This window comes from Clostridium sp. UMB9555A (assembly GCF_030222355.1).
Lineage (GTDB): Bacteria > Bacillota > Clostridia > Clostridiales > Clostridiaceae > Sarcina > Sarcina perfringens.
This window is the reverse complement of sequence record NZ_JASORQ010000004.1, coordinates 59725-84912: the sequence shown is the minus strand read 5'-3', so window position 1 is coordinate 84912 and position 25188 is coordinate 59725. Positions and strand designations below refer to the sequence as shown.

Sequence of the window (25188 nt, the reverse complement as noted above, 5' to 3'; positions counted from 1 at the left end):
AAGTATTTTAATTAACTCTATTTAAACCTATTTTTGCTCTTTAATATTTAAAACTCTAAGTTCTCAAGCTATTAAAAACATTAATCATATCTACAGTTCCATATCCCCACTCTTGATTTGGGTACATGTCACCTTCCCTAGTATTCACACCTCTTATTAGGTAGGTTTGAAGTTTAGCTACATATAGTGTTGGATCGTTATTATAAATAATTCCCCATTGAAATAACATTGCACAGCACCCAGCAACTATAGCCGCAGCTACACTTCCTCCACTAACTGATACTTTTTCTCCTTTATTATTGATAGTTAAGGCATTTACTCCACCTGCTGCAATAATAGGTTGAATAATATCATTTCTTGCATACCCTCTTCCTGATGAAGGTAATATAGTATTATTTTCTTGATTATATGAGGCTACAGTTATCATCTTTTCTGCGGCTCCTGGAATAGTCAATGTTGTGTATGGTGATGATATTAAAAATTTTGTTCCCTCTGCTAATAATTCCTTTTGCAATATATAGGCATCAAAATTTCCAAAGGTTATATGCTGTCCAGTTAATCTAAATCTCCATATACCAGACTTTAAATTTTGTGCTCTTATTACAATTCTTTCTCCCCCAGTAAGTTCATCTGGAGAATCATAAAAAATATCCATGGTTGTCCCTTCATATATAAAATTTATTTTATATCCATTTTCAACAGCTAAATTCTTCTTTCCACCATAGTTAGATAAGGGATTAGCATTTTCGATAAGTTCCCCTGATGGAGAAATTATTGAAAGCTTAAATTTATCAGGCTTATATCCTAAAATAATCATCATAATACCCTCTTGATTTTCTCCAACATCAAGTTCGATTGTTTTACTCTCACCTACTTCTGTTATTATTCCATCAGCATGTGTGTTAGTATTTCCTTGATTTCCAGATGAAGCAACTACAGCAATTCCTCTTTTGTTTGAAATATTATTTATATATCTTTCTAAAATACTAGATCCATCATGGGCTCCAAAATTACTTCCCATAGGAACATATATAACCATTGGTTTATTATATTGAAATGATAAATTATATAAATATTTCATTGCTAAAAGTATATCTACATTTCTATACTTAACAGCATCACCCTTTGCAAAGAAATAATCTGTGTATTTTTTAAAGGCTCTATCTAACTTTACTATTGCAATATCACATTCTGGAACTACTCCTGTTAAACTCTCATCCTTTCCACTACCTGCTATTATACAAGCCATCTCTGTACCATGCCCCACATCATCCTTAGATTGGACTATGGTATATGGATCTCCACCATTATTATTAAGTTCTATTGCTTGATTGATTTCTTCTTGACTATACTCAGTTCCATAAAACATATCTTTAGGATACTTATCTGTTTTTAATGATTGATCCCATATTTTTAATATTCTAGTCTTTCCATTACTATCAGTAAATTCAGGATTTAAATAATCTATACCCGTATCAATAATACCAACAATCACATCTTTCCCTGTTAATTTCAAGTATGGACTATTATGAAAGTTTTCCGCCTTAGAAGCTTCTATAGGCGTTGTACTGCTTAAAGTATAAATTCCTCCTAATTCTATAAAAACTAAGGAATTTATCCTTTGAATAATACTATCATAGTCAACATTTTTCATAGACAAGACAGCATAGATATCATCAATTATATAGACTTCAACATTTTCAATATTTTTCACTTCATTCTCTATATCCCCTCTATATTCAACAAGAAAATTCATGCTTTCAGGGTCAACTAATAGATTCGCTTTATTAGATACAGTTTCCATAACTATCTCCTATTAATTAATAATTCCATTGTTCTATCTAAACATACAAATCCATATCCTAAGTCTGGATTTGGATAAGCCTCACCAAAGATTGTTCTCTTTGCTCCTTTAATCAAATAATATTTAATTCTTTCCCCATATAAAAAGGGATCATTATTTCTTATAATCCCCCATTCAAAAAGCAATGCACATATTCCAGCAACTTGTGGCGCAGCCATTGATGTACCACTCTTAGTATCAAATCCCTGTTCCTCAACAGTTGATAATATATTTTCACCTGGTGCTACTAAATCTGGTTTTATTAGCCACTCAGGTCTAACAACACCTCTTCCAGAAAAAGCTGATAAATTATTATTTAAAAAATTATAACTTCCAACTGAGATAACTCCTTCTACAGTTGCTGGTATTCCTAATGTATTATAAACATCTGGTTGTAAAAATCTTGTTCTTTCATTTAGTCCTTCTGCTATAGGCAACCAAATATCAAAATATCCCTCATAATTATTTAATTTTCTAACTATAATTCTCCATCCTCCAGATGTTATTGTATCTCCTAAAGGTAAAATGCTTATTGTAGTTTGTCCTTGTATATCAAAAGGTTTGGGACCAGTACTATATACAACTATTTTTTCTCTTCCAACAAATCTTTCTTTATAAGATTCAGATAATTCCATTGGTCCTGTACTTACTCCAGTTGGTGAAATTACTTCAACTGATACATCAACTAATACAGGCTTGAAAAAATCTAATATAATACCTTTTTCTCCATCTCCTATATTTAAGTCTAAATCTTCTTCTTTTTTCATCTTGCCTCCTACATGATGAGCACTATTACCTTCATTCCCAGCAGCTACTACAATAACTGCCTTTTGTAATTGAGTAAAAGTTTGAATATACTTTTCTAATAAACTACTTCCATTATGAGAACCGTCATTTGTACTTAAACTTATATTTACAACTAAAGGTTTGTTAATCTCATTACTTTTATCCATTAAAAATTTTAAACCTCTCATAAGCTGGGTACTTAATGCTGCCCTTAAACTATTTTCACCAGTTATCTTTACCATTGCTATGCTACTTTTATATGCAACTCCATAATTATCAAAGTTTATATTTCCTCCAGCACATGCAATTCCTGCAACATGGGTTCCATGACCTGATAAATCAATTTCAGGTACAACACTAAATGGATCTTCAGATTTTAAAGCTTCATTTATTTTATTTCTATCATATACAACTCTATTTTCAAGATCATATATATATTCTATTCTGGTATTACCATCAGCATCTTTAAAAGCATTATGAGTATAATCAATTCCAGTATCTAAAAATCCAACTAATATTCCTTCTCCAGTTAAATTATAATTATTCCAAACTGATGGAATGCATGATGCTCTATTACTATCATAGGCTGATGTATATAGAATTTTAGGTAGCTCTATATATTGAAGCCCTTCAAGCTCAATTATCCTATTTAAATCATTAACCTTTATTATAAGTATTCCAAATCCATATCCTAAATCTTCAACTTTAGCACCTATGGCATCCACTGAATTTTTAAATCTTAAGAAATTATCTCCATATAAAACAACTAACTCTATCTCTCCATTATCAGGCGAATATTGTTCTATCAAACTATTTAATATTTGCTTTGGTATTGTATTTATGAAATCTATGCCAACCTTAGCTTTATTCTCCATACCGAATACTCCTTATTTACTTATTCATTAAACTATTAAAGATTTCTTGCATATCCAAGATTCCATATCCCCACTGTCTATTTGGATAAGTATCACCATCTCTTTTTCTAGCCCCTCTAATAATATAAGACTGTAATTTGACTGAATACATTTGAGGATCATTTTCGTCTACAACAGCCCATTGAAATATCAAAGCACAGCATCCTGCTAAAATTGCTCCAGCAACACTTGCTCCAGACATAGTTGTAATTCCTCCACCCACCTTAGTCGTCATGGCATTTATACCACCAGCTGTTATTATAGGCTGTATATAATCTTTTGTAGTATACCCTCTTCCAGATTCTGATACTATAGCACCATTATTTTGATTGTAGTATGAAGTATTAATAATAGTCTTTGCGGTTCCTGGTATAGTTAATGTTGTATAAGGTGAAGGCTTCAAAAATTTTGTATCTTGATCTAATAATTCTCTTTGAAGAATCCAAGCATAATATTTACCATCAACTATATTGTTACCAGTTAATATAAACCTCCAAACCCCCTCCGTAACACCATCCATTCTTATAATAAACTTTTCATCTCCAGTAAATTCATCTGGTGAATCATAAGTAACTTGTACACTAGTTCCTTCATAAATAAACTTCCAAAGTGGTGAATCATCTATTAATATATGTTTAGTTTTTCTAGGATTAGTATTTGTAAATATCTCTCCTGAAGGAGAGATTATACCTAACTTTATCTTGCTTGGTCTTTGTGCATATATTTGTAAAATTAGACCCTGTTGATTCTTACCACAATTAAGTTCAATTATTTGACTTTCATTATTACTTTTTATTTTTCCAGATGTATGAGTATCTGTATTACCCTCATTCCCTGTTGATGTAACCACAGCCAAAGAATTTTTACTTGATATTCTATTATCAACATAACGTTCCAATATACTTGCACCTGCATGATCACCTAAATTACTTCCTAAAGGTAAGTATATTATCATTGGTTTATCTAATGTAAATGATAATTCATATAAATATTTAAGAGCCATTATTATATCTGTATTTCTATATTTAGGCTTATCTCCTTTTGCATAATAAAAATCTACATATTCTTTAGATGCTTCCTGTAATTTTATAATTACAAATTCACAATCTGGAGCTACGCCTACTATTTCCCTATTTATTCCTCTAGCTCCAACTATTCCTGCTATCTTAGTTCCATGTCCATAATTATCTCTTGAAGGAACAATATCATATGGGTTCTGCCCTTGTTTTTGAGCCAATATAGCTTTATTTATATCTTCTTCTGTATACTCACTTCCACTAATAAATCCGTCAGGCGTGTTGCCACTATCTATTGTCTGATCCCAAATCCTTAATATTCTAGTAGTTTCATCTTCTTTCATAAATTCCTTATTTAAATAATCTATACCAGTATCAACTATGGCAACAACAACCCCACTTCCTCTAAGATTCAAGGATGGATTTCTATGAAATATTGGAGCCTTTGAATCCTCTACAGGACTTTCACTTAAGGTGTATATTCCATTTAATTCTATATAAACTATACTTTTTATACTTTCTATTATTTCTTTATAGTTTTGTGATTTTACAGATATAATCGCAAAACTATCATCAATAAAAAAAATACTAGCATCATTTATATTATCAATTTCTTCTTGAATGTTACCATCATAGGCAACAACAAAATTTATATAATTTTCATTATTAAAAAAATTCTTATTCTTAGTTGACTCCACTAAATCCACTTCCTTCTTATCTACTATATTTTCTTATAGCTATTTTATTCAAAAATTATCCTTTTTGATAACCATAATAAGAAGTATTTAAATACAAAAGGGACAGTTCTAAATTCGAACTGTCCCTTTTTATGTTTAGTAGTTTATAAATCAAACTCTATTCTATAAAGCTTAGCTATAGCTTTAACTTCTTTTATGTTAGCAGTTTCTGTTCTCATACTACCATTGTTACTTATTAGTAAAGCCTTAACGTTATCTATCTTTTTAATTTGTCTAATAACTCTTTTTCCATTGAATTCAACTAAACAAATAGAATTATTTTCTATCTCTTTTATTGAATAACATAAAGCTAAATCATTCTCTTGAATTCTATAGCCAGTCATATCATTATTTTCTATCTTTAAATAAAAAACTTTGTTTGCTGTATGACCATCTATTTTATTTGAAGCAGTGGCAAGTTGTTTATATCCTTTAACCTGAGCTAATGAATAATCATATATTGGAACATTTTTTAAAACTGATCCAAAGGCTTGATTCCAAACTTCATTAACCTCTGCTGGTTTTGTTTGTCTTACTTGCTTTTCAGCTTTAAGTTCTTTTTGAAGTTCCTCATCAGTAACAACCATATTTATATCATTTAAATCAGTATTTAAAACCTTTGATACCTTTGATATAAGTGATTCATTTATAATTTTTCTTCCTGTTTCAACTTCATTTACAAACTTCTCAGCTACACCTAGCTTTTTAGCTAAAGCTTTTTGTGTAATTCCACTTTTTTCTCTAGCCTCTTTTATTCTTTCCCCAACTCTACTCATTTTAAGCTTTTCCTCCTTGCATACTTCTATACCATTCTCTTTCTTCAATTAAATGTTCAACAAGGTAGTTAAATTGCCATTCTTTAGAGGTTTCTGTAACTACAGCCATTATAGGATTTTCTGTAATAACTTTTGCTATTGAAACCATCATTTGTAATTCTTCATCAGGGAAATTACTGAATATAACAACTTTTTCATCAAAGTTTTTCTTTGAAACAACTTCAAATTTTAAGCCTTCTAATATATCTTTAACTTTCATAGAAGCCATTTCATTACTTATATTAATAACCTTGTGCCCTGTTGCTTGAAAGTCTTTTGTTTCCTTTTCATTTAAACCATAAGTTAGAATAGCTTTGCTATTATTAAGCATACTCATGCTAATCTTCCTCCCATACATTCATAAATTAAAGTATTTCTGGTTCTTCTATACCCTCTGCATTTTCTACAGTTACTTTTGCCATAACTTGTGGCTCATCTGGCATATCATTGTAATCAGTTTTTACATTTGCTATTTTATCAACAACGTCCATACCTTCTATAACCTTACCAAATGAAGCATATTGGCCATCTAAATGTGGTGAATTTTCGTGCATTATGAAGAATTGACTTCCTGCTGAATCAAAATTCATAGCTCTAGCCATTGATATAACTCCTCTTGAGTGCTTTAAGTTATTTGGGAATTGGTTTCTTGTAAATTCACCTTTTATTCTATATCCTGGGTTACCCATTCCTGTACCTTCTGGGCATCCTCCTTGTATCATAAATCCTGGTATAATTCTGTGGAATGTTAATCCATCATAAAAACCTTTTTTAACTAAACTAACAAAGTTTCTAACTGTGTTTGGAGCAATTTCTGGATATAATTCTATTTTGATTTTTTCTCCAGTTGCCATTTCTATTGTAACTATTGGATTCATATTAGTAATTCTCCTTTCAAATTTAACTATTTAGTATTATTTACTTAAACTAAAATGTTAATCCTTCTTTGTATAAAATTATATATTATTTCTCTTAACAATGGAATATTGGGAAAATATTTAAAAATAAAAATAAGACAACATAAAGAATCCTAATAACACAGATTCTATTATGTTGCCCACTTAGAGTTCAACTTAATATAATATTTTATATAATTCATATTTTCATTTTTAAGCAAAAGTAGTTCCAGCTACAACTCTTGAATAATCAGTATAGTTTGATAAATTCTTAACATTAATTTTTGAAATAATATTCTCTCTTCCCTTTTTATTTATCATGTTAGTAAATAAACAAGTTAAAAAAGTTGTTGAAACTCTATCTATACCATCAAAATCTAATTCTACATTTTCATTTAAATTATTTTCAATATAATCTCTTAAGATTATAGCATCTTCAACGTGTATCTTATCTCCTAAAAATTCTCTTACATTTATTTTCATTGTGAAATCCTCCCTCTTTAAGTAACTCCCATTAATCTTTGTTCAAATTTTCTGAAAATTCTCTTTACATTTATTATAATATCAACCACCTATTAATTTGTCAACATTTTAACAAACTTTTTTTTGTAAAAAATTTTTTTAAAATAAAAATCTACAGAAATACTAAAATAATATATACTAAATCATCATAAATAAAGTTATATATTATTTCATATTACTGTAGATTATTAATTTATTATTTAATTTCTATAAGCTTTTTACTTAGCTCTAATATTTTCTTGTCTTCTAAGGAATTAAATATATATAAATTACCTTTTTTCTTTGATTCTGATTCAATATTATTTTCTTCTAATCTTCTTTTTAACTCTCTTACTGTGCCTTCACTTCCATCTATTATGTCTACTCTTTCTCCAACAATATCTTGTATTACATCTTTTACAAAAGGATAATGAGTACACCCTAAAACTATACTTGAGATTTCCCTATCCATATAAGGATTTAATTTTTCTCTCAAGAAGTTTTTTACATTTTCTCCTTCTAAATCTCCTGACTCTATAAATTCAACTAAACCTGGACATGGAAGAGGTATTACTTCTCTATGTTCTCCATATTTATCCATAAGCTTTTTAAATTTCTCTTGAGTTAAGGTCGCCTTTGTTGCCATAACTATTACTGATCCAGTTTCATGTAACCTTATGGCAGGCTTTAAAGCAGGTTCTATTCCTATTATAGGTATATCTTTATAATACGCTCTAAGATCATGAGCTGCTGCTGAAGTTGCAGTATTACATGCTATTACAATTGCCTTAGCTCCCCTTTTTATTAAAAACTCAATAGCATTAAATGAAAGTTCTGTTATCTCTTGTGGAGTCTTCTCTCCATAAGGTGCATGCTTAGAATCCCCATAATATATATAATTTTCATTTGGCATCATTTCTAAGGCTTTTCTTAAAACGCTTAAGCCTCCTAAGCCAGAATCAAAAAAACCTATAGGTGCATTCTTTAAATCATCTTGCATCGCTATCCCTCACTTCTAAGTACTTGATTTAATCTTAAGATAATTTTATAACTTTCTATTAAATAAATCTATTAAAATTCATATTTTACACTTATACTAAAATATAAAATATATTGACAGTAATATTCTATTGTAATAAAATCTTTTTAAGAATATTTTCATAACGAATATTTTCATCTAATAATCATATTATTGTACGTTTGCAAACAAATAAAATAACTATTAGTCATAAAAATGAAAGGATGTGAACAGGAGATTATTGCAATTATGTTAATTTATTATAATTGTATTGCTTCTAAATAATTATGAATAAAGATTTATTATTTACAATTCCTAAGAAATATCATAATAAAGAAAGTTTAATTTCTATTTTTGAGGACCACCCAGAAATAAAATTTGTATCTTTAGTTGGGGTTGACTTAGCAGGTAATGATACTGACGAAAAAATTCCTTCCAAGTTATTCTTAAAAGATATAGATTCTTTCCTTCATGGAACTGCCGTACAAACAGACGGTTCATCAGTTGTCCTTCCAGGAATAGCAACTTTAAATAACGCAAAAGTGGATATGATCGCCGATTTAGATTGTAAGTGGTTCGTAGATTACAATTATGACTTCATAGACCCTTTAACTAATAGACCAGTAGGAACACTTAGAATTCCTTGTTTCTTAATCCACGAAGATAAAGCAGTTGACTCTAGACATATCTTAAAAAATTCAATTGACACATTCAAATCAAACATATTCTCATTATTAAAAAAATATCCTGAAACACTAAATGATTTAAATATAAAATTCGATGATATAGATGACCTTTTATTAACATCTGCAACAGAATTAGAATTTTGGGTTAAAACACCAAACGATAAAGCTTTAATTGAAGAACTTTCGACTTCTGAAGTTTTACAAGAACAATATTGGACAAGAACTAAAGGTAATGTTAGAACAGCCTTAGAACAAAGTTTATTATATATGGATGAGTATGGATTTGAACCTGAAATGGGACATAAAGAGGTTGGTGGAGTTAAAGCTAAGCTTACTTCTTCAGGTCAATTTGATCATATAATGGAACAATTAGAAGTAGACTGGAAATTCTCAGATGCTATGCAAGCTGCAGATAATGAATTATTTATAAGAACATTAGTTAAAGAAACATTTAGAAGAAACGGATTAGAAGTAACCTTCCTTGCTAAACCAATATCAGGAGTTGCTGGTAGCGGAGAACACACTCATTTAAGCTTAAGCTTAAAACTAAAAAATGGAAGAATTATAAACCTATTTAATCCAACTAAAAATCATTTCTTAAGTAAAATAGGATATGGTTCTATAATGGGTATATTAAAGAACTACGAGGTAATGAATCCATTTATCTCAGCTACAACAGACTCATTAAAAAGATTAAAACCAGGATTTGAAGCTCCTGTTTGTATAGTTACATCTCTAGGTCAAAGCCCTGAAGTTCCATCTAGAAATAGAACTATATTAGCAGGCTTAATAAGAGATCCTCATAACCCTCTAGCAACTAGATTTGAGCTTAGATCACCAAATCCATTTACCAATACTTATCTTTGCATAGCATCAAGCTATATGGCTATGTTAGATGGTATTAAGTATGCTTTAGAAAATGATAAAACAGAAGATGATCTTTTAGCTGAATTATCTAAAAAACCAGGTGAAGAAGCAGATTACCTAGAAAAATCTAGAGCATATAGAAGTGAAGAGGATGTATTTGAAGATTTCACAGATTCACAAAGAAATGAATACTTTGGTGTAGCTCCTGCTACTGTTTTTGAAAACTTAAGTGCTTTTGATAAATACCCTGAAAAGGTAGAGGTATTAAAAGTAAATTCAGTATTTACAGACAAGCTTATAAATAGTTTCAAAATGGCTACTACTAAGAGATGGACTACAGAAATAACTTCAAGAATAATTCCTTCTTACACAAAAGATATAAGATCAGCTAAACAACTTCATTGTTGTGATAAAGCCTTAGATCTTGACGTATCAACTTGGATGACAATAAATGAATTAAGACATATAACAATGAAAGATTCTTACCATAGAAGAAGTTTATTTACTCAAATAAAGAATGCTATAAATGAATCTGATTTTGAAAAAGCTTCTGATTTACAAATAAAACTTGATAAGAACATGAGTGAGTTAAATGAACTTTACTCAACTTACAAGAAAAATTTATTAGATATATAATAAAAAAAGAAACCAATGCTTTAAATTGATTTCTCATACTTTAAATAAATGATCTTTGTTACTTTCAAAGATCATTTTATTTTTTATATTAATGATATGTATTTCCTAAACTTATTGAATTTTTACTTAATATTTCAAAGGAATAATCCTCATAAAAAATAAATGGATTATTATTTATAATTTCTTCTGCTTCTTTAAAATTATTAGCATGGAATATTATAGTTCCTCTATTTCTGAAATATGACCCACCACATAATACATACTTGCTTACAGCTGTATCTTTATACATTTTAGCTTTATGCTCACCTTGGAATCTATTATCTCCATTAATTTTATAATTTATTTTTACAAACATACCGCTGCTCTTAGTCATATAAATTAACCCCCTAAAATTTGTTATATGCTATTATATTATGTTAATGTCCTATATATTCCTAAGCTGTCTAAAAAAATAAGAACTTATGTTCCCTCATCTTGTTTAATTTTATAAAACATATGTTCGCTTGTCAAGAAAAAAAGAGATGTAATCATTCATATTACATCCCTTTTTTCTATAAAATTCTTTATTTATATGTATATTTCTCTATTTTTTTACTTATAATGATTCTTATCTATGCAACCTCTTCTATATCATCATCTCTTTTTGAAACCCTATCTTTAATAAAGTAAGCTATTTTACAAATAAAATAAGCAATAAATATACCAACTAAATTTATAAATATATCCCCTAAATCAAAGAATCCTCTTTTAAATACATATTGAGCAAGTTCTATATTAAACTCTATAGATGCAGATAATATAAAGGCTAATACAAAGTTATATTTTCTTAACACATATCCTATAGGCATAAAGAATATTATATTACCTATTAAATATAATTGTCCTGTCCTATCCCCTCGTAGACCATGTAAAACCGCAAAAGGATCTAACTGGAATCCTCTGGCCATTTTAGGTCTAGCAAATAATAATATAAACATTGTTCCTAGATATAAGCCAAATAAGAATAATTTAAATAGTTTTGAAGTTTTCATTCTAGTTGTTGTTAAGAAAACTTGATATATAAGCATTACACTTGTTAACTTAAAAAAGTTATATATTACAAAACCTTTTTTACCACTCAAATCTATTTTTATAAAAACATCTATGCATTCCTTTACTATTAACTTATAAAATGCCATTGCTAAAAGTACTGAAATTATAAGCAAAATACTTTTTATAAAAAAATTTTTTAATACCCTCTTAGCTGTTTCCATAAAAATCACCCCCAATAATTTATAAATTTTATATTGAATATTAATATTTTTATAGTATAATAACTAAGTGCTTTTTAAAACAAGCCTCTTATATTATTATACTTTAATTTAATCACATTTCTAAAATCAAAAATTTATCCACAGAATTATTTTTTGAAAATTATCCACAACAATTCAAAATATTTTTTATCCACAAAATAAATAATTTATATTTCTTCACAGTATTTTTCTTTCAAAACAAATTTTAATACACTTTATCCACAAAAATACTACAATTATATTACCATTTAAATTTATATTGGATTTATCATAAGATTTTCTTATTTTAAAAAGGTATTATGAAATTTTTAGCGTCAAAGGGCTCAGTTAGAATAAATCAATAACTTTTATTAAAATTTATCCACAAAGAAATTATTTTTTCTTAACATAATTTAAAAACTAACTGAGCCCTAACTAAAAGGTAAATTTTAAACAACACATAACTAAAAAGTAGGTTTATTATATGAAAAATATAATTTTTACTTTAAATCTTTAGGTATAATAAAAAAATAAAAGTCCTATTTAGCTTCAGTTAACCAAAACTAAATAGAACTTATTTTATATTATTAATACTTTATATTAAGTTAAATACTTCTAACTCTCTATTATGTGCTCCTTCTTTTTGTAACTCTACTAGAGCTTTAAGAGTATCTAATGAAGTCATAACTCCTATATTTCTTTCTATTGCCGCTCTTCTTATATGGAATCCATCTCTCTTAGAATCATTAGCTTTAGTTGGAGTATTTACAACTAAATCTATTTCTTTATTCTTTATTAAATCCATGATGTTTGGAGATTCTTCTCCTATTCTTCTAACTTCCTTAGCATCTATTCCAGCCTCTCTTAATTCCTTAGCTGTTCCTGTTGTTGCTATGAAATTATATCCTAATTTATCTAAATCCTTAGCAAGTTCCATAAATTCTTTTTTATCGTGTTTCTTAATAGTAGCTAAGATTGTTTTTCCCTTATCTCCAGTGTACATTGAAGCCCCAACAAAGCCTTTGTATAATGCTTCAAAAACATTTCTTCCTACTCCTAAAACTTCTCCTGTGGATCTCATTTCTGGTCCTAAACTTACTTCAACATTAGGAAGTTTTTGAGTTGAGAATACCGGGACCTTAACTGATACTAAATCAGGCTCCTTATAAACTCCTGTTCCATATCCTAAATCTTTTAATTTTTCTCCAAGCATTATTCTAGTAGCTATATCTACTATTGGAACTCCACTTACCTTTGATATATACGGCACTGTTCTTGAAGCTCTTGGATTAACCTCTATTACATAAAGCTTTCCTTCAAATTCAATAAACTGAATATTTATCATTCCCTTTATTCCTATGCTTAAGGCTAATTTCTTAGTGTAATCTAGAACATCTTCCTTTATCTTATCTGAAATATTTTGAGCTGGGTACATAGTAATACTATCTCCTGAGTGAACTCCTGCTCTTTCTAAATGCTCCATAATTCCTGGAACTAGAACATCTTCACCATCAGATATGGCATCAACTTCTATTTCCCTACCCATTAAGTATTTGTCTATAAGTATTGGATTCTTGGAATCTTTCTCAAAGGCATTTGTTAAATAGTATGTTAACTCTTCTTCATCATGAGTTATTTCCATACCTTGACCACCTAAAACGAAGGAAGGTCTAACTAAGATTGGGAAACCTAATCTTCTTGCTTCCTCTAAGCCTTCTTCTAAGCTCCAAACTCCTTTTCCCTTTGGTCTAGCTATATTAAGTCTTTCTAATAAATCATCAAACTGTTCTCTATCCTCAGCTAGGTCTATTTGATCTGAAGTAGTTCCTAAGGTTGGAATATTCTTTTCTTTTAAGAACTTAGCAAGCTTAATAGCTGTTTGACCTCCAAATTGAAGTATAACTCCATCTGGATTTTCTTTATCTATTATGTTTAAAACATCCTCTTCAGTTAATGGCTCAAAGTAAAGCTTATCTGAAATACTGAAGTCTGTACTTACTGTCTCTGGGTTATTATTTATAACTATTGTTTCAATTCCTTGCTTTCTAAGTGCCATTACACAGTGAACTGAAGCATAGTCAAACTCTATTCCTTGACCTATTCTTATAGGGCCTGACCCTATAACTACAACTTTCTTATTATCAGAAACGACTACTTCGTCATATTGTTCATATGTTGAATAATAGTACGGTGATAAAGCTTCAAACTCTCCACCACAAGTATCAACCATTTTATAAGCAGGCTTTATATGCCATATATCTCTTAATCTGTAGATTTCATCTGGTGAAACCTTTAGCATATCAGCTATTGCCTTATCTGAGAAACCTCTTCTCTTTAATTTTAATAACCACTCTCTATTTAAATTATCTATTGTGCTTTGCTTAAGCTTTTGTTCTTCTTCAACTAACCATCTGAATTTTTCTAAGAAGAATATATCTATTCCAGTTATTTTTGAAACCATATCTATTCTGTATCCTCTTCTTAGCATTTCAGCTAAAGCAAATATTCTCTCATCATCTGGAGAAACTACCCTTTCTCTTAACTCATACATTGAAAGATCTTTAAACTTTTTATGTTCTAATGAATACTTACCTATTTCTAATGATCTTATACCCTTTAAAAATGCTGCCTCAAAATTACTTCCTATGGCCATTATTTCCCCAGTAGCCATCATCTTAGTTCCTAAAGCTCTATCAGCTCCTTGGAATTTATCAAAAGGCCATTTAGGAATTTTTACAACTACATAGTCTAATGAAGGCTCAAAGCAAGCATATGTCATTCCTGTTACTGCATTTTTTATTTCATCTAATCCATATCCTAAAGCTATTTTAGCTGCCACCTTTGCTATTGGATAGCCAGTTGCCTTTGAAGCTAAAGCTGAAGATCTTGAAACCCTTGGATTGATTTCTATTACTGCATATTCAAAGGAATGTGGATTTAAAGCAAACTGAACATTACATCCTCCTTCAATTCCTACAGCATTTATTATATCTATTGATGCACTTCTAAGCATTTGATACTCTTTATCTGATAATGTTTGGCTAGGAGCTACAACTATTGAATCCCCAGTGTGTATTCCTACAGGGTCAATGTTTTCCATGTTACAAACTGTTATGCAATTACCAAAGGAATCTCTCATTACTTCATACTCGATTTCTTTCCATCCCTTAACACTCTTCTCTAAAAGAACCTGTCCAATTGTACTTAATTGTAATCCTGATGTTAATGTTTCTATTAATTCTTCTTCATTATTAGCTATTCCTCCACCAGTTCCTCCAAGAGTATATGCTGGTCTAACTATTACTGGATATCCAATCTTTCTAGCAAAGGCAATACCAGAATCTAAATCAGTTATTATTTCACTTTGAATAACAGGTTGATTGATTCTATTCATCATATCTCTGAATAGTTCTCTATCTTCCCCTTCTTTAATAGATTCTATGGAAGTACCTATTACTTTTACATTATATTTATCTAAAATTCCCTTTTCATAAAGCTCAACAGCAAGGTTTAACCCTGTTTGTCCACCCATTCCTGCTAAAAGGGAATCTGGTCTTTCTTTATCTATTACTTTTTCTACGAATTCAACTGTTAAAGGCTCAAGATAAACCTTATCTGCTATTTCCTTATCAGTCATTATTGTAGCTGGGTTTGAGTTTACAAGTACAACTTCAATCCCTTCTTCTTTAAGAGCTTGACAAGCTTGAGTACCTGAGTAATCAAACTCCGCTGCTTGTCCTATTATTATTGGACCTGAACCTATTACTAAAACTTTTTTTATATCTTTATTTAATGGCATCTTACTTCCTCCTTATAGTGCATACTTCATAAACTCATCAAAAATGTATTCGCTATCCTTTGGTCCTGGACATGCTTCTGGGTGAAATTGAACTGAGAATATTGGTAATTCTTTATGTTTCATTCCCTCAACTGTTCCATCATTCATACTTACATGAGTTATTTCCATATTTTCTGGTAAAGTAGCAACATAGTATCCATGATTTTGTGATGTTATATGAACTCTGTTATTTATTAAATCTTTAACTGGATGGTTACATCCTCTATGACCAAACTTAAGCTTCTTAGTTTCTCCACCTAAGGTTAAAGCTAATAATTGATGTCCTAAACAAATTCCTACTATTGGTTTCTTCCCAACTATTTTCTTTATCTCATTTACTGCTTCTCCCATATCCTCTGGGTCTCCAGGTCCATTTGATAAAAATACTAAGTCTGGATTTATGTCTAAAACTTCTTCTGCCTTAAAGTCATAAGGGAATACTGTAACATTACATCCTCTTTTTACAAAGTTTCTAATAATGTTTTGCTTTATTCCAAAGTCGATTATAGCTACATTCTTTCCTTCTCCTGAGATCTCATATTTTTCATTAGTTGAAACTATTGAAACTGCATCTCTATTTGAGAAAGCTTCTAACTTATCTTTAACATCTTCTAAGTTTGAATTATCTAAAACTATAATTCCCTTCATTGTTCCATTATTTCTTAATATTTTTGTTAAGGCTCTTGTGTCTATACCATCTAAGCCTAAAATTTTATTTTGAGCTAAGTAAGTTTCAAGCTCTAATTCACATCTAAAATTGTTTGGATACTGACATTTTTCTCTCACTATGAATCCTCTTACTTTAGGTTCCTTAGATTCTAAATCCTCTAAGTTAATTCCATAGTTACCTATTAAGGGATAAGTCATAGTTACTATTTGTCCATAATAAGAAGGGTCAGTTAAAACCTCCTGATATCCTGTCATTCCTGTGTTGAAAACTACCTCTCCAACACACTCCTTTAAATATCCAAAGGCTTTACCTTCAAATACTACGCCATTTTCTAATATAAGCTTTGCTTTCATTTCTAGACCTCCTATTTAAAATCATATTTAAAAAACACACTTTAAAAGGTCTTAATTCCATTGCCATCATTCTAAATGTTATTTAATTAAAAGAAAGAGGTACTAGAGCGATTGCGTAAAAAATCAATCACTCTAATACCTCTTTTTCTCTTTTATATGGAATTGTATTAAAATACAAAGCTATTTCATTTTTTAATTTCATCTGTTTTTTTGTACAACAAAAAATTCTATTTAACATAATTATACCTCTTTCTGGCCTCACGGGACCAATTTAAAGTGTATTTTTATCTTATTGATAAATTCTTATTATCAATTTTAGTTTATTAAATTTATATAGTCAAGTCCATTTTATAAATTTAGCAAGTTTTAACAGCAAAATTTATTTTTCCCACAAAAAGTTAAGGTGCTAGATGTAAAACACCTAGCACCTTAACTTAATTTCAAACCTATACCTACTTCATTGTCCTATTGAAGCAATTATAATTATTATACATATAGAGCATTTTGTCAATGGAATTCATTGAAATTCTATAATTATTTCGTCAATTCTCTACAATTTTTATGATTATTAAATTTTATTAAAGCCCTTATAAAATTCACCTTTAGATAATAAAAAGCATAGTTTAATACTGAATAAAAATTTTATAGGAGATACTTATGGAAATAATTTATCCAAATGATTTTGTTAGATTTTTCAATGAAGATGAAGAAGTAGATGAAGTTGGTGAGTTTGAAGTCTTACCTGAGGATACAGAGAACTCCTTTGAAAGATACTACACTGGTAATGAAGATACATTTAATGATGACTATCCTATGAATTATAGAAATTCTGATTCAGATTCTAAATTCTCAGTAATACCACCAGTTATTAAAAATATTCCTGATAATATTGCAAATGTACCTGCTGTTATACAAGACCTACCTTATGCAATAAAGGATATGGGACATGACTTAATGCATAGCGCACCTGTTGGATATATGGCTAATATGCTTCCTACACCAACTAATTGGCAAAGTCCTCAATCACCTTCACCAATGGGACCACCTCCATCTTATATACCATCAAAAAAAGATGCAGGTGTTCAAAATTTTGGTCAAGGAAGTGGAAATCCAAATGCAAAAAATGTTAGTTCTGGCTCTATAAGATTTTGTCTATATAGATTCACTTATATTTGGCAAACTAATGGCAGAAGCTATTGGGCTTACTTAACTAGAGTTGATAGAAGATCAGTTTCTGGATGGCGTTGGGCTGGCTTTAGATGGGTTTACTTCGGAGTTGATTTAAGAAGAATTGATTCCTTTATTTGTTATTAATAAATAAAATATTATTTATTTCAAACTTTTATCCCTTATAAAATATATTAAATTTATTATTTTTCTAAATTAAAAGCCTTTACTAATTAACTTTAGTTAGATAAATGTTCTTTCCACTATAAGAACATTTTTACAGTTAATTAGTTAAAGGCTTAATTTTATTTTTTAGTATGGTTCTAATTTTATATAACTAAACTTCCATACTATATTTTTTAATCTTTTATATTTTAAGTCAGAATTATTTTTATATTACTCATTTTTAGATAGGTTTAAATCGTCAAATTTAATATCAGCTAAAGTGTCTTTTATCTTCTCAGAAGAAGATAATTCACCATATTTATCAACTTCTTTGCTATTTTTAATGTCATGATTTAATGATCCTGGCCCATTTATACATCCTCCTTTACAAGCCATTCCTTCTAAAAAGTTTCCCTGTGCTCTTTTTAGTTTTGCTAATCTAAGTTTTATGTCACAATCCTTAATACCATCTCCAAGTATAGGTCTAAAATCTACTTTTATCCCTTCGCTATCTATAAGATGTTTAACTGATTCAGTAACTCCTCCACTTCTAGCAAAAAGTCTTCCATAAAATGAACCATGCTTAGTATCACTTTCTTCACATTCATCTATTTTAATATTCCTAGAATCAAGTAAAGCTAAAAGTTCCTCAAAGGTTAATACATAATCAACATCTCCACTAACTTCACTTCTCTTAGATTCAGTCTTCTTTGCAATACAAGGTCCTATAAATACAGTTTTAACATCTTTATTTTGAGATTTTATTAATCTTGCCATAGCTACCATAGGAGATACAGTATTAGATATACATTCCTTAAGTTCTGGATAATTTTTTTCTATATAAGAAACAAAGGCAGGGCAACAACTTGTTGTCATGAAATCTAATCCACCTTTTTCTTTAAATTCCTTACATTCATGAACAGCCACCAAATCTGCCCCTAAAGCTGCTTCAAATACATCTTCAAAGCCTAATTTTTTTATAGCAGTAATCACCTTACCAATCTTACTATGATTAAATTGAGATGATATAGCTGGTGCCACAATAGCATAAACTTTCTTCTCATCTTTAAGTAATCTTATAACATCTACTAAATAAGATTTGTCCATTATAGCTCCAAAAGGACAATCAACTACACAGGCTCCACATTGAATACATTTTGAATCATCTATGACAGCTTTTTTACTATCAACATCATAAGATAATGCTTTTGGAATACAAGCTCTCATACAAGGTCTTTTAACCTCAGCTATTGCATTATAAGGACAAACTTCTTTACACTTTCCACATTCCTTACACTTTTCATAATCAATTTTGCATTTTCTATTATCAAAACTTATAGCTCCAAAATTACAGCTATCTCTACATTTCTTAGCTAGGCATCCTCTACATGCATCAGTAACTATAAATCTATTAACAGGACATTCATCACAGGCTATATCTATTACTTCAATCATATTTTCTCTATTTTCATGTCCACCTAAAGCTAGTTTCATTCTTTCTTCAACTATAGCTCTTTCCTTATATATGCAACATCTTACATTAGGTTTTAAATCATCTACAATTTCTTTTGCTATATTAAGCTTTTCTTTGTCTAAAGTGCCATCAAATTCTTTCTCTGCTATCCTTTTTAAAACCTCATATTTAAGAACTTGAACAGCAGTGTCAAACCTTATATATTGCTTGTTAGCATCCTTTATAGCCATAAAAAACTCCCCCACAAAATAACTATTGTAGCGCAGATATATATTAAGATTTAAAGAAAATGCTATTTATTATTTTTTAGAGACAAATTTATTATCCTTAATATAGAATCTCCATAAAAAATCCCTAGCTTCCTCAGCATAATCTATGCCTATTCTCTTTGCTTCAACAATAGAAAAATCCTTTTTAATTAAGGAGTCATCTTCAACATAAATCTCTTCGCTACTAATAGTATTTATGCCATTCTCCCCCTTATCTATTCCTAAAGCCATACATAATTTTGATGGACCATTAGAAAAATTTTTCTTTTCATAGTTTGATAACTCTTCATAACTCTTCTTGTATCTTAATTTACTCATTTCTTCTATTCCCTCTAAAGGCTCAATTCCTCTTATGAGTACTCCTCCTGCTACATCTTTTTCTTCACTTATTAAATTTAAGCAATGATACATCCCATAAATTATATAAACATATACAGTTCCTGGATCTGCATAAAGAGTTTCCGTTCTATTAGTTCTCTTACCACCGTAAGCATGAGAAGCTTTATCTATAGCTCCTATATAAGCTTCCGTCTCAACAATCTTTCCTTTTAAAGTAACTCCATTAATCTTTCTAACTAAAACTTTACCTAAAAGTTCTTTAGCTACAGTTAATGTATCTCTATTATAAAAATCCCTTTCTAATCTCATAAAACACCTCTTCCATAATTCTTTTTTATAAAACTATTGGATCTACAATTTTATCTTTACTTACTAATTAGAATTCTATACAATAACTTCTCAGTTTTATAAATTTTTTAAATTTAATATTAAAAAATATATCATTTTACTGCTAATAAATTAAATATTAAATCTAAAAAACATCTAATTATCATAAAATTCTTAATAACAAAAATAAAAAGCACCATAACAATAGTTTAAGTGCTTTTTCTTATATAATATCTTTTTTATTTGATTTTACATAATAAAATATAAAATTTATACTATTACTAAAAATTTTTTTGATTTAATTTTTCATATAAATCTATTATCTCATTTGCTAAATCTTTTAATGTCATAGTAGTCATTAATTGATCCTGTGCATGAATTAATAGCATAGATATTTCTATTTTATTATCACTAGCCTCATCTTGAATCAAAGCTGTTTGTGATTTATGAGCTTTACCTAATTGTATTGATGCTTTTTCTATTAAGCTTCTAGCCCCTTCTACATCTCCTGCTTTAGCAAGCTGAATAGCTTCCATAGCATAACTTCTAGCTTCTCCACTATGAATTATTAAATCCATAATTATTTCTTTCATTTTCCCATACTTCCTTTTTCATAAATTAAAATCTCTTACCATTAAATACCTAAAATATTTCTTTAATATATGAAATTTAATTTTATAAGATTATATAATTTATCTAACTTGACCATTTCCATAAATTATATACTTATTTGTTGTTAATTCCTTAAGTCCCATTGGTCCTCTAGCATGTAACTTTTGTGTACTTATTCCAATTTCAGCACCAAATCCAAATTCTCCACCATCAGTAAATCTTGTTGAAGCATTTACATATACAGCAGCTGCATCAACTCTTTGAAGGAATTTCTCTGAATTAAAATAATTTTTAGTCACTATTGATTCTGAATGTTTTGTTCCATATTTATTTATATGAGAGATAGCCTCATCTAAATCTTTAACAATCTTAACTCCAAGGATATAGTCTAAATATTCTTTTCCCCAATCCTCTTCAGTTGCTAAGTTTATATCATTCACAATTGCCTTAGTTTTTTCACAACCTCTTATTTCAACGCCTTTTTCTTTTAAAGCCTTTATTGCTACTGGTAAGAATTCCTCTGCTATTTTCTCATTAACTAATAACTTTTCAGCAGCATTACATACAGCAGGTCTTGATGTTTTAGCATTTACTATTATATCTATACCCATATTTATATCAGCTTCATCATCTATGTATATATGACAATTTCCAACTCCAGTCTCTATTACTGGAACTGTAGCATTATTTACTACAGCTTTTATAAGCCCTGCTCCACCTCTTGGAATTAAAACATCTAAATAATCATTTAATCTCATGAAATCTGTAGCAGTTTCTCTTGAAGTATCCTCTAGTATTTGAACTGATCCCTCTGGAAGCCCTGCTTCCTTTAAGGAATCACTAATAATTTCAACTATTTTTAAGTTAGAATTTATAGCCTCACTGCCTCCTCTTAAAATAACAGCGTTTCCTGTTTTTAAACATAAGGCAGCAGCATCAGCAGTTACATTAGGTCTTGCTTCATATATTATTCCAACTACTCCTAAGGGTACTCTTTGTACACCTATTCTAAGACCATTAGGTCTCTTAAACATAGATGTAACTTCTCCTATTGGATCATCTAATTTAACAACGTCTGCTACGGCATTTGCTATAGATTTTACTCTTTCCTCATCTAATTTTAATCTATCAAGCATTGCATTGGATGTTCCCTTTTCAATAGCTTTTTCAAGATCCTTTTTATTTTCTTCTAATATCTCATTACATCTTTTTATTAAGGATTCACTTATTTTTAATAACCCATTATTTTTTTCATTAGTAGATGCAAATGAAAGTGTGTAAGAAGCTTCTTTTGCTTTTTTACCTTTTATAATAAGTTCATTATTCATTTTTATTCCCCCTTCTTAGCTACAAACATAGTTCCTATATCTTCACCATTTAATATGTCAATTAATATCTCTGGATTTTCTCCATTAGCTAAAATCATATCTATTCCATTACTTGTTGCTACCTTAGCTGCTGAAAGCTTAGTTACCATTCCGCCTGTTCCTCTATTACTTCCAGCTCCCCCTGCACATTCTTCTATTTCAGGAGTTATTTCATAAACTTCTTTAAGCATCTTACTATCCTCATTAGTTCTTGGATCTGAATCATAGAAACCATCTATATCAGATAATATTATTAAAGTATCTGCATTTACTAAAGTAGAAACTATAGCTGAAAGATTATCATTATCTCCAAAATTTAATATGTTTTGTATCTCATCTATTGATATAGCATCATTCTCATTGACTATAGGTATAATTCCTTTTTCTAATAAAGTATCGAATGTATTACATACGTTATTTTTCATTCTTTCATTTTCTAGTACATCTCTAGTTAAAAGAACCTGTGCCACAACATGGCTATATTCTCCAAAAAATTTATTATATATATGCATTAAAGCACATTGTCCAACAGCAGCTACAGCTTGCTTTTCTCTTATAGTCTCTGGTTTTTTCTCAAGTCTAAGTTTTCCAACTCCAACTCCAATTGCTCCTGATGAAACAAGAACAACTTCTTTTCCCATATTACATATATCTGAAATTACCCTAGATAGTTTTTCTATTCTCATTAAGTTTACACTTCCATTTTCATAAGTTAATGTAGAAGTTCCAACCTTAACAACTATTCTTTTACTATCCTTTAAAGCTTTTCTCATTTGTAGGTTTCCCCCTTTTTATTTATAAAAATTATTTTCCATTAAATCATAAGTATATTATATTCTAATACGTTAAATCATGAAACTACCCATTTATAATTTCTCCACCATTTACGTGTATTGTTATACCTGATATATAAGAAGCTTCATTGCACGCTAAGAAAACATAAGCTCCAGCTAGCTCTACTGGTTGACCTGCTCTTCCCATAGGTGAATTAACTCCAAATTCAGAAACTTTCTTTTTATTCATGGAAGATGGTATAAGAGGTGTCCATATAGGTCCTGGTGCCACAGCATTAACCCTAATTCCATTCTTAACTAACATTGTTGCTAATGTTCTTGTCATTGTTGTTAAGGCACCCTTAGTACATGAATAATCAAAAAGTATCTCATTTCCTCTATAAGCAGTAATAGAAGTAGTATTTATTATTGAGCTTCCGCATTCCATGTATTTAACTGCTGCCTTTGTCATATAGAAAGTTCCAAAAACATTTATTTTAAAAGTATTTTCTATTTGCTCTGGTCCAATATCATCTAAAGTTTTAGAATCATGTTGAACTGCCGCATTGTTAACTAATATATCAAGTTTTCCCCACTTTTCAATGACCTTCTTTACACTTGAAGTGCAGAAATCAATATTAGAAATATCTCCTTTTATAACTAAAGCCTCAGAACCAGTACTTTCTATAAGTTCCTTAGTCTTATTAGCATCCTTATCCTCTTCATCTGATAGATATATTATACAAACTTTAGCCCCTTCTCTTGCATAAGCTAAGGCTACAGCCCTTCCTATTCCACTGTCTCCACCAGTTATTATTGCTACCTTATTCTTAAGTCTTTTTCCATCATTTATATACTGTGGTAAATCATATATTGGTAGTGGATTCATTTCATCCTCTACTCCAGGATGAATACTTTGATTTTGAACTGGAAATGTTGTTGGGAATAATTTTTCATTGCTCATAAATAATTTCCTCCTTAAAAACTCTATTTTAAATTTAATTATTCATAAGCTTATTATTCTCAATTATTTTTTACTTATAGCTTTATTTTGTATTTTCTTTACTATCTTTGCATTTAAAGTTGTGGGAGACAATTTAGATAAAAATACTAATACCTTATTCATAAATCCAGGAATACATATTGCCTTATTCTTAATTAAAGCTTTATAACCATACTCTGCTACTTCTTTTGCACTCATTGCCACATCTAAATCTCCCTTTCCAGCTCTCTTAGAAAAGTTCGTCTTAGTAGCGCCTGGACAAAGAGTAATCACATTAATTCCTTTACCCTTAACTTCTTCTCTTAATGCCTCAGAAAATGATAAAACATATGCTTTACTAGCGTAATAAACTGAAATTAATGGACCTGGTTGATATGCTCCAGTAGAAGCAACATTTAAAATCTTCCCTTCCTTTTGATCTATCATATCTTTTAAAATAAGCTTAGTTAATTTTGTTAAACTTATAATATTTACATTTATTATATCTAATTGTTTTTGCCAATCTATTTCATTAAATTCTCCATTAAATCCTATACCAGCATTATTTATTAATATATCTACTTTTCCTACTTCAGTTTTAATTTTTTTATATAATATATCTATGTTTTCACTTAAACTTAAATCAAATTTATATATGTAAGCCCTTACACTTTTTTTCTTTGAAAAACCTTCTAATTCCATTAACTTTTCTAAATTTCTTCCTACTAATATTACATCATAATTGTTTTCCATAAATATTTTTGAAAATTCATATCCAATTCCACTAGTAGCCCCTGTTATTAAAACTGTTTTTTTCATAAAAATTCCTCTCTTAAAATAAATCCTTAATAAAACATTTATTATGT

Annotated in this window: 21 protein-coding genes; 2 read left to right on the top strand and 19 right to left on the bottom strand. The window is 29.4% G+C overall.

Translation table 11 applies throughout. The annotated features are described in order from the left end of the window. Window positions 1-55: 55 nt before the first annotated feature. The 8 genes from QP548_RS12345 to murI form a co-directional block, all read right to left on the bottom strand. A complete protein-coding gene (locus QP548_RS12345; RefSeq protein WP_061429320.1) occupies window positions 56-1804 on the bottom strand; it encodes a S8 family peptidase in 1749 nt (582 codons plus the stop codon). 2 nt (window positions 1805-1806) lie between these two features. After that, complete coding sequence (locus tag QP548_RS12340; RefSeq protein WP_061429321.1) at window positions 1807-3504, bottom strand: S8 family peptidase; 1698 nt, start codon at window positions 3502-3504, stop codon at window positions 1807-1809. Window positions 3505-3520: 16 nt separating this feature from the next. Next, window positions 3521-5257 (bottom strand): S8 family peptidase, encoded by a 1737-nt coding sequence (locus tag QP548_RS12335; protein WP_061429322.1) that lies wholly within the window; start codon window positions 5255-5257, stop codon window positions 3521-3523. Window positions 5258-5400: 143 nt separating this feature from the next. Beyond that, the gene (locus tag QP548_RS12330; protein WP_061429323.1) at window positions 5401-6072 is read right to left on the bottom strand and encodes an XRE family transcriptional regulator; all 672 of its coding nucleotides are present in this window, start codon (window positions 6070-6072) and stop codon (window positions 5401-5403) included. Between the two features lies 1 nt (window position 6073). After that, window positions 6074-6448, bottom strand: a complete 375-nt coding sequence (locus QP548_RS12325) for a DUF3783 domain-containing protein (protein ID WP_003450690.1) — start codon at window positions 6446-6448, stop codon at window positions 6074-6076. Between the two features lie 28 nt (window positions 6449-6476). Further along, window positions 6477-6989, bottom strand: a complete 513-nt coding sequence (locus tag QP548_RS12320; protein ID WP_003467873.1) for a peptidylprolyl isomerase — start codon at window positions 6987-6989, stop codon at window positions 6477-6479. A 231-nt stretch (window positions 6990-7220) separates the two neighbouring features. Continuing rightward, a complete protein-coding gene (locus QP548_RS12315; RefSeq protein ID WP_061429324.1) occupies window positions 7221-7490 on the bottom strand; it encodes an STAS-like domain-containing protein in 270 nt (89 codons plus the stop codon). Window positions 7491-7725: 235 nt separating this feature from the next. Continuing rightward, a complete protein-coding gene (murI, locus tag QP548_RS12310; RefSeq protein WP_061429325.1) occupies window positions 7726-8508 on the bottom strand; it encodes a glutamate racemase in 783 nt (260 codons plus the stop codon). Between the two features lie 305 nt (window positions 8509-8813). Here murI and QP548_RS12305 point away from each other — a divergent pair, with 305 nt between their 5' ends. After that, window positions 8814-10715 carry a glutamine synthetase gene (locus tag QP548_RS12305; protein WP_061429326.1) on the top strand — a complete coding sequence of 634 codons (1902 nt, stop codon included), beginning with the start codon at window positions 8814-8816 and terminating at the stop codon, window positions 10713-10715. Window positions 10716-10803: 88 nt separating this feature from the next. Here the strand turns inward: QP548_RS12305 and QP548_RS12300 are convergent, their stop codons facing one another. The 4 genes from QP548_RS12300 to QP548_RS12285 form a co-directional block, all read right to left on the bottom strand. Beyond that, on the bottom strand, window positions 10804-11088 hold the full coding sequence (locus tag QP548_RS12300; protein ID WP_003450696.1) for a hypothetical protein: 285 nt from the start codon (window positions 11086-11088) through the stop codon (window positions 10804-10806). A gap of 238 nt (window positions 11089-11326) precedes the next feature. Next, on the bottom strand, window positions 11327-11968 hold the full coding sequence (locus tag QP548_RS12295; protein ID WP_061429327.1) for a VanZ family protein: 642 nt from the start codon (window positions 11966-11968) through the stop codon (window positions 11327-11329). Between the two features lie 613 nt (window positions 11969-12581). Beyond that, window positions 12582-15785, bottom strand: coding sequence for a carbamoyl-phosphate synthase large subunit (gene carB, locus QP548_RS12290; protein WP_075808046.1), 3204 nt, complete (start codon window positions 15783-15785; stop codon window positions 12582-12584). A gap of 12 nt (window positions 15786-15797) precedes the next feature. Then, window positions 15798-16847 carry a carbamoyl phosphate synthase small subunit gene (locus QP548_RS12285; RefSeq protein ID WP_061429329.1) on the bottom strand — a complete coding sequence of 350 codons (1050 nt, stop codon included), beginning with the start codon at window positions 16845-16847 and terminating at the stop codon, window positions 15798-15800. A 657-nt stretch (window positions 16848-17504) separates the two neighbouring features. Here QP548_RS12285 and QP548_RS12280 point away from each other — a divergent pair. Next, window positions 17505-18161, top strand: a complete 657-nt coding sequence (locus QP548_RS12280) for a hypothetical protein (RefSeq protein ID WP_061429330.1) — start codon at window positions 17505-17507, stop codon at window positions 18159-18161. A 249-nt stretch (window positions 18162-18410) separates the two neighbouring features. On the opposite strand, the gene QP548_RS12275 is transcribed toward QP548_RS12280, so the two are convergent. From QP548_RS12275 to QP548_RS12245, 7 genes are all read right to left on the bottom strand, one after another. Beyond that, a complete protein-coding gene (locus QP548_RS12275; RefSeq protein WP_061429331.1) occupies window positions 18411-19883 on the bottom strand; it encodes a 4Fe-4S dicluster domain-containing protein in 1473 nt (490 codons plus the stop codon). A 69-nt stretch (window positions 19884-19952) separates the two neighbouring features. Further along, window positions 19953-20570 (bottom strand): DNA-3-methyladenine glycosylase, encoded by a 618-nt coding sequence (locus QP548_RS12270; RefSeq protein ID WP_061429332.1) that lies wholly within the window; start codon window positions 20568-20570, stop codon window positions 19953-19955. 299 nt (window positions 20571-20869) lie between these two features. Then, window positions 20870-21181 carry a PTS lactose/cellobiose transporter subunit IIA gene (locus QP548_RS12265; protein WP_003462970.1) on the bottom strand — a complete coding sequence of 104 codons (312 nt, stop codon included), beginning with the start codon at window positions 21179-21181 and terminating at the stop codon, window positions 20870-20872. A gap of 99 nt (window positions 21182-21280) precedes the next feature. Continuing rightward, complete coding sequence (locus QP548_RS12260) at window positions 21281-22528, bottom strand: glutamate-5-semialdehyde dehydrogenase (RefSeq protein WP_061429333.1); 1248 nt, start codon at window positions 22526-22528, stop codon at window positions 21281-21283. Window positions 22529-22530: 2 nt separating this feature from the next. After that, entirely contained in the window at window positions 22531-23340 is an 810-nt protein-coding gene (proB, locus tag QP548_RS12255; RefSeq protein WP_003450599.1) for a glutamate 5-kinase, read from the bottom strand. An 85-nt stretch (window positions 23341-23425) separates the two neighbouring features. Beyond that, entirely contained in the window at window positions 23426-24304 is an 879-nt protein-coding gene (locus QP548_RS12250; protein ID WP_061429334.1) for an SDR family oxidoreductase, read from the bottom strand. Window positions 24305-24367: 63 nt separating this feature from the next. Further along, the gene (locus QP548_RS12245) at window positions 24368-25141 is read right to left on the bottom strand and encodes an SDR family NAD(P)-dependent oxidoreductase (protein WP_061429335.1); all 774 of its coding nucleotides are present in this window, start codon (window positions 25139-25141) and stop codon (window positions 24368-24370) included. Between the last annotated feature and the right edge of the window lie 47 nt (window positions 25142-25188).

What these genes read in the sequence shown, in the direction of transcription:
- QP548_RS12320 (WP_003467873.1), bottom strand. Translation starts at nt 6,989, where the DNA reads ATGAATCCAATAGTTACAATAGAAATGGCAACTGGAGAAAAAATCAAA.
- QP548_RS12285 (WP_061429329.1), bottom strand. Translation starts at nt 16,847, where the DNA reads ATGAAAGCAAAGCTTATATTAGAAAATGGCGTAGTATTTGAAGGTAAA.
- QP548_RS12275 (WP_061429331.1), bottom strand. Translation starts at nt 19,883, where the DNA reads ATGGCTATAAAGGATGCTAACAAGCAATATATAAGGTTTGACACTGCT.
- QP548_RS12325 (WP_003450690.1), bottom strand. Translation starts at nt 6,448, where the DNA reads ATGAGTATGCTTAATAATAGCAAAGCTATTCTAACTTATGGTTTAAAT.
- QP548_RS12270 (WP_061429332.1), bottom strand. Translation starts at nt 20,570, where the DNA reads ATGAGATTAGAAAGGGATTTTTATAATAGAGATACATTAACTGTAGCT.
- QP548_RS12300 (WP_003450696.1), bottom strand. Translation starts at nt 11,088, where the DNA reads ATGACTAAGAGCAGCGGTATGTTTGTAAAAATAAATTATAAAATTAAT.
- QP548_RS12245 (WP_061429335.1), bottom strand. Translation starts at nt 25,141, where the DNA reads ATGAAAAAAACAGTTTTAATAACAGGGGCTACTAGTGGAATTGGATAT.
- QP548_RS12265 (WP_003462970.1), bottom strand. Translation starts at nt 21,181, where the DNA reads ATGAAAGAAATAATTATGGATTTAATAATTCATAGTGGAGAAGCTAGA.
- QP548_RS12280 (WP_061429330.1), top strand. Translation starts at nt 17,505, where the DNA reads ATGGAAATAATTTATCCAAATGATTTTGTTAGATTTTTCAATGAAGAT.
- QP548_RS12330 (WP_061429323.1), bottom strand. Translation starts at nt 6,072, where the DNA reads ATGAGTAGAGTTGGGGAAAGAATAAAAGAGGCTAGAGAAAAAAGTGGA.
- carB (WP_075808046.1), bottom strand. Translation starts at nt 15,785, where the DNA reads ATGCCATTAAATAAAGATATAAAAAAAGTTTTAGTAATAGGTTCAGGT.
- QP548_RS12345 (WP_061429320.1), bottom strand. Translation starts at nt 1,804, where the DNA reads ATGGAAACTGTATCTAATAAAGCGAATCTATTAGTTGACCCTGAAAGC.
- QP548_RS12295 (WP_061429327.1), bottom strand. Translation starts at nt 11,968, where the DNA reads ATGGAAACAGCTAAGAGGGTATTAAAAAATTTTTTTATAAAAAGTATT.
- murI (WP_061429325.1), bottom strand. Translation starts at nt 8,508, where the DNA reads ATGCAAGATGATTTAAAGAATGCACCTATAGGTTTTTTTGATTCTGGC.
- QP548_RS12340 (WP_061429321.1), bottom strand. Translation starts at nt 3,504, where the DNA reads ATGGAGAATAAAGCTAAGGTTGGCATAGATTTCATAAATACAATACCA.
- proB (WP_003450599.1), bottom strand. Translation starts at nt 23,340, where the DNA reads ATGAGAAAAGCTTTAAAGGATAGTAAAAGAATAGTTGTTAAGGTTGGA.
- QP548_RS12250 (WP_061429334.1), bottom strand. Translation starts at nt 24,304, where the DNA reads ATGAGCAATGAAAAATTATTCCCAACAACATTTCCAGTTCAAAATCAA.
- QP548_RS12260 (WP_061429333.1), bottom strand. Translation starts at nt 22,528, where the DNA reads ATGAATAATGAACTTATTATAAAAGGTAAAAAAGCAAAAGAAGCTTCT.
- QP548_RS12305 (WP_061429326.1), top strand. Translation starts at nt 8,814, where the DNA reads ATGAATAAAGATTTATTATTTACAATTCCTAAGAAATATCATAATAAA.
- QP548_RS12315 (WP_061429324.1), bottom strand. Translation starts at nt 7,490, where the DNA reads ATGAAAATAAATGTAAGAGAATTTTTAGGAGATAAGATACACGTTGAA.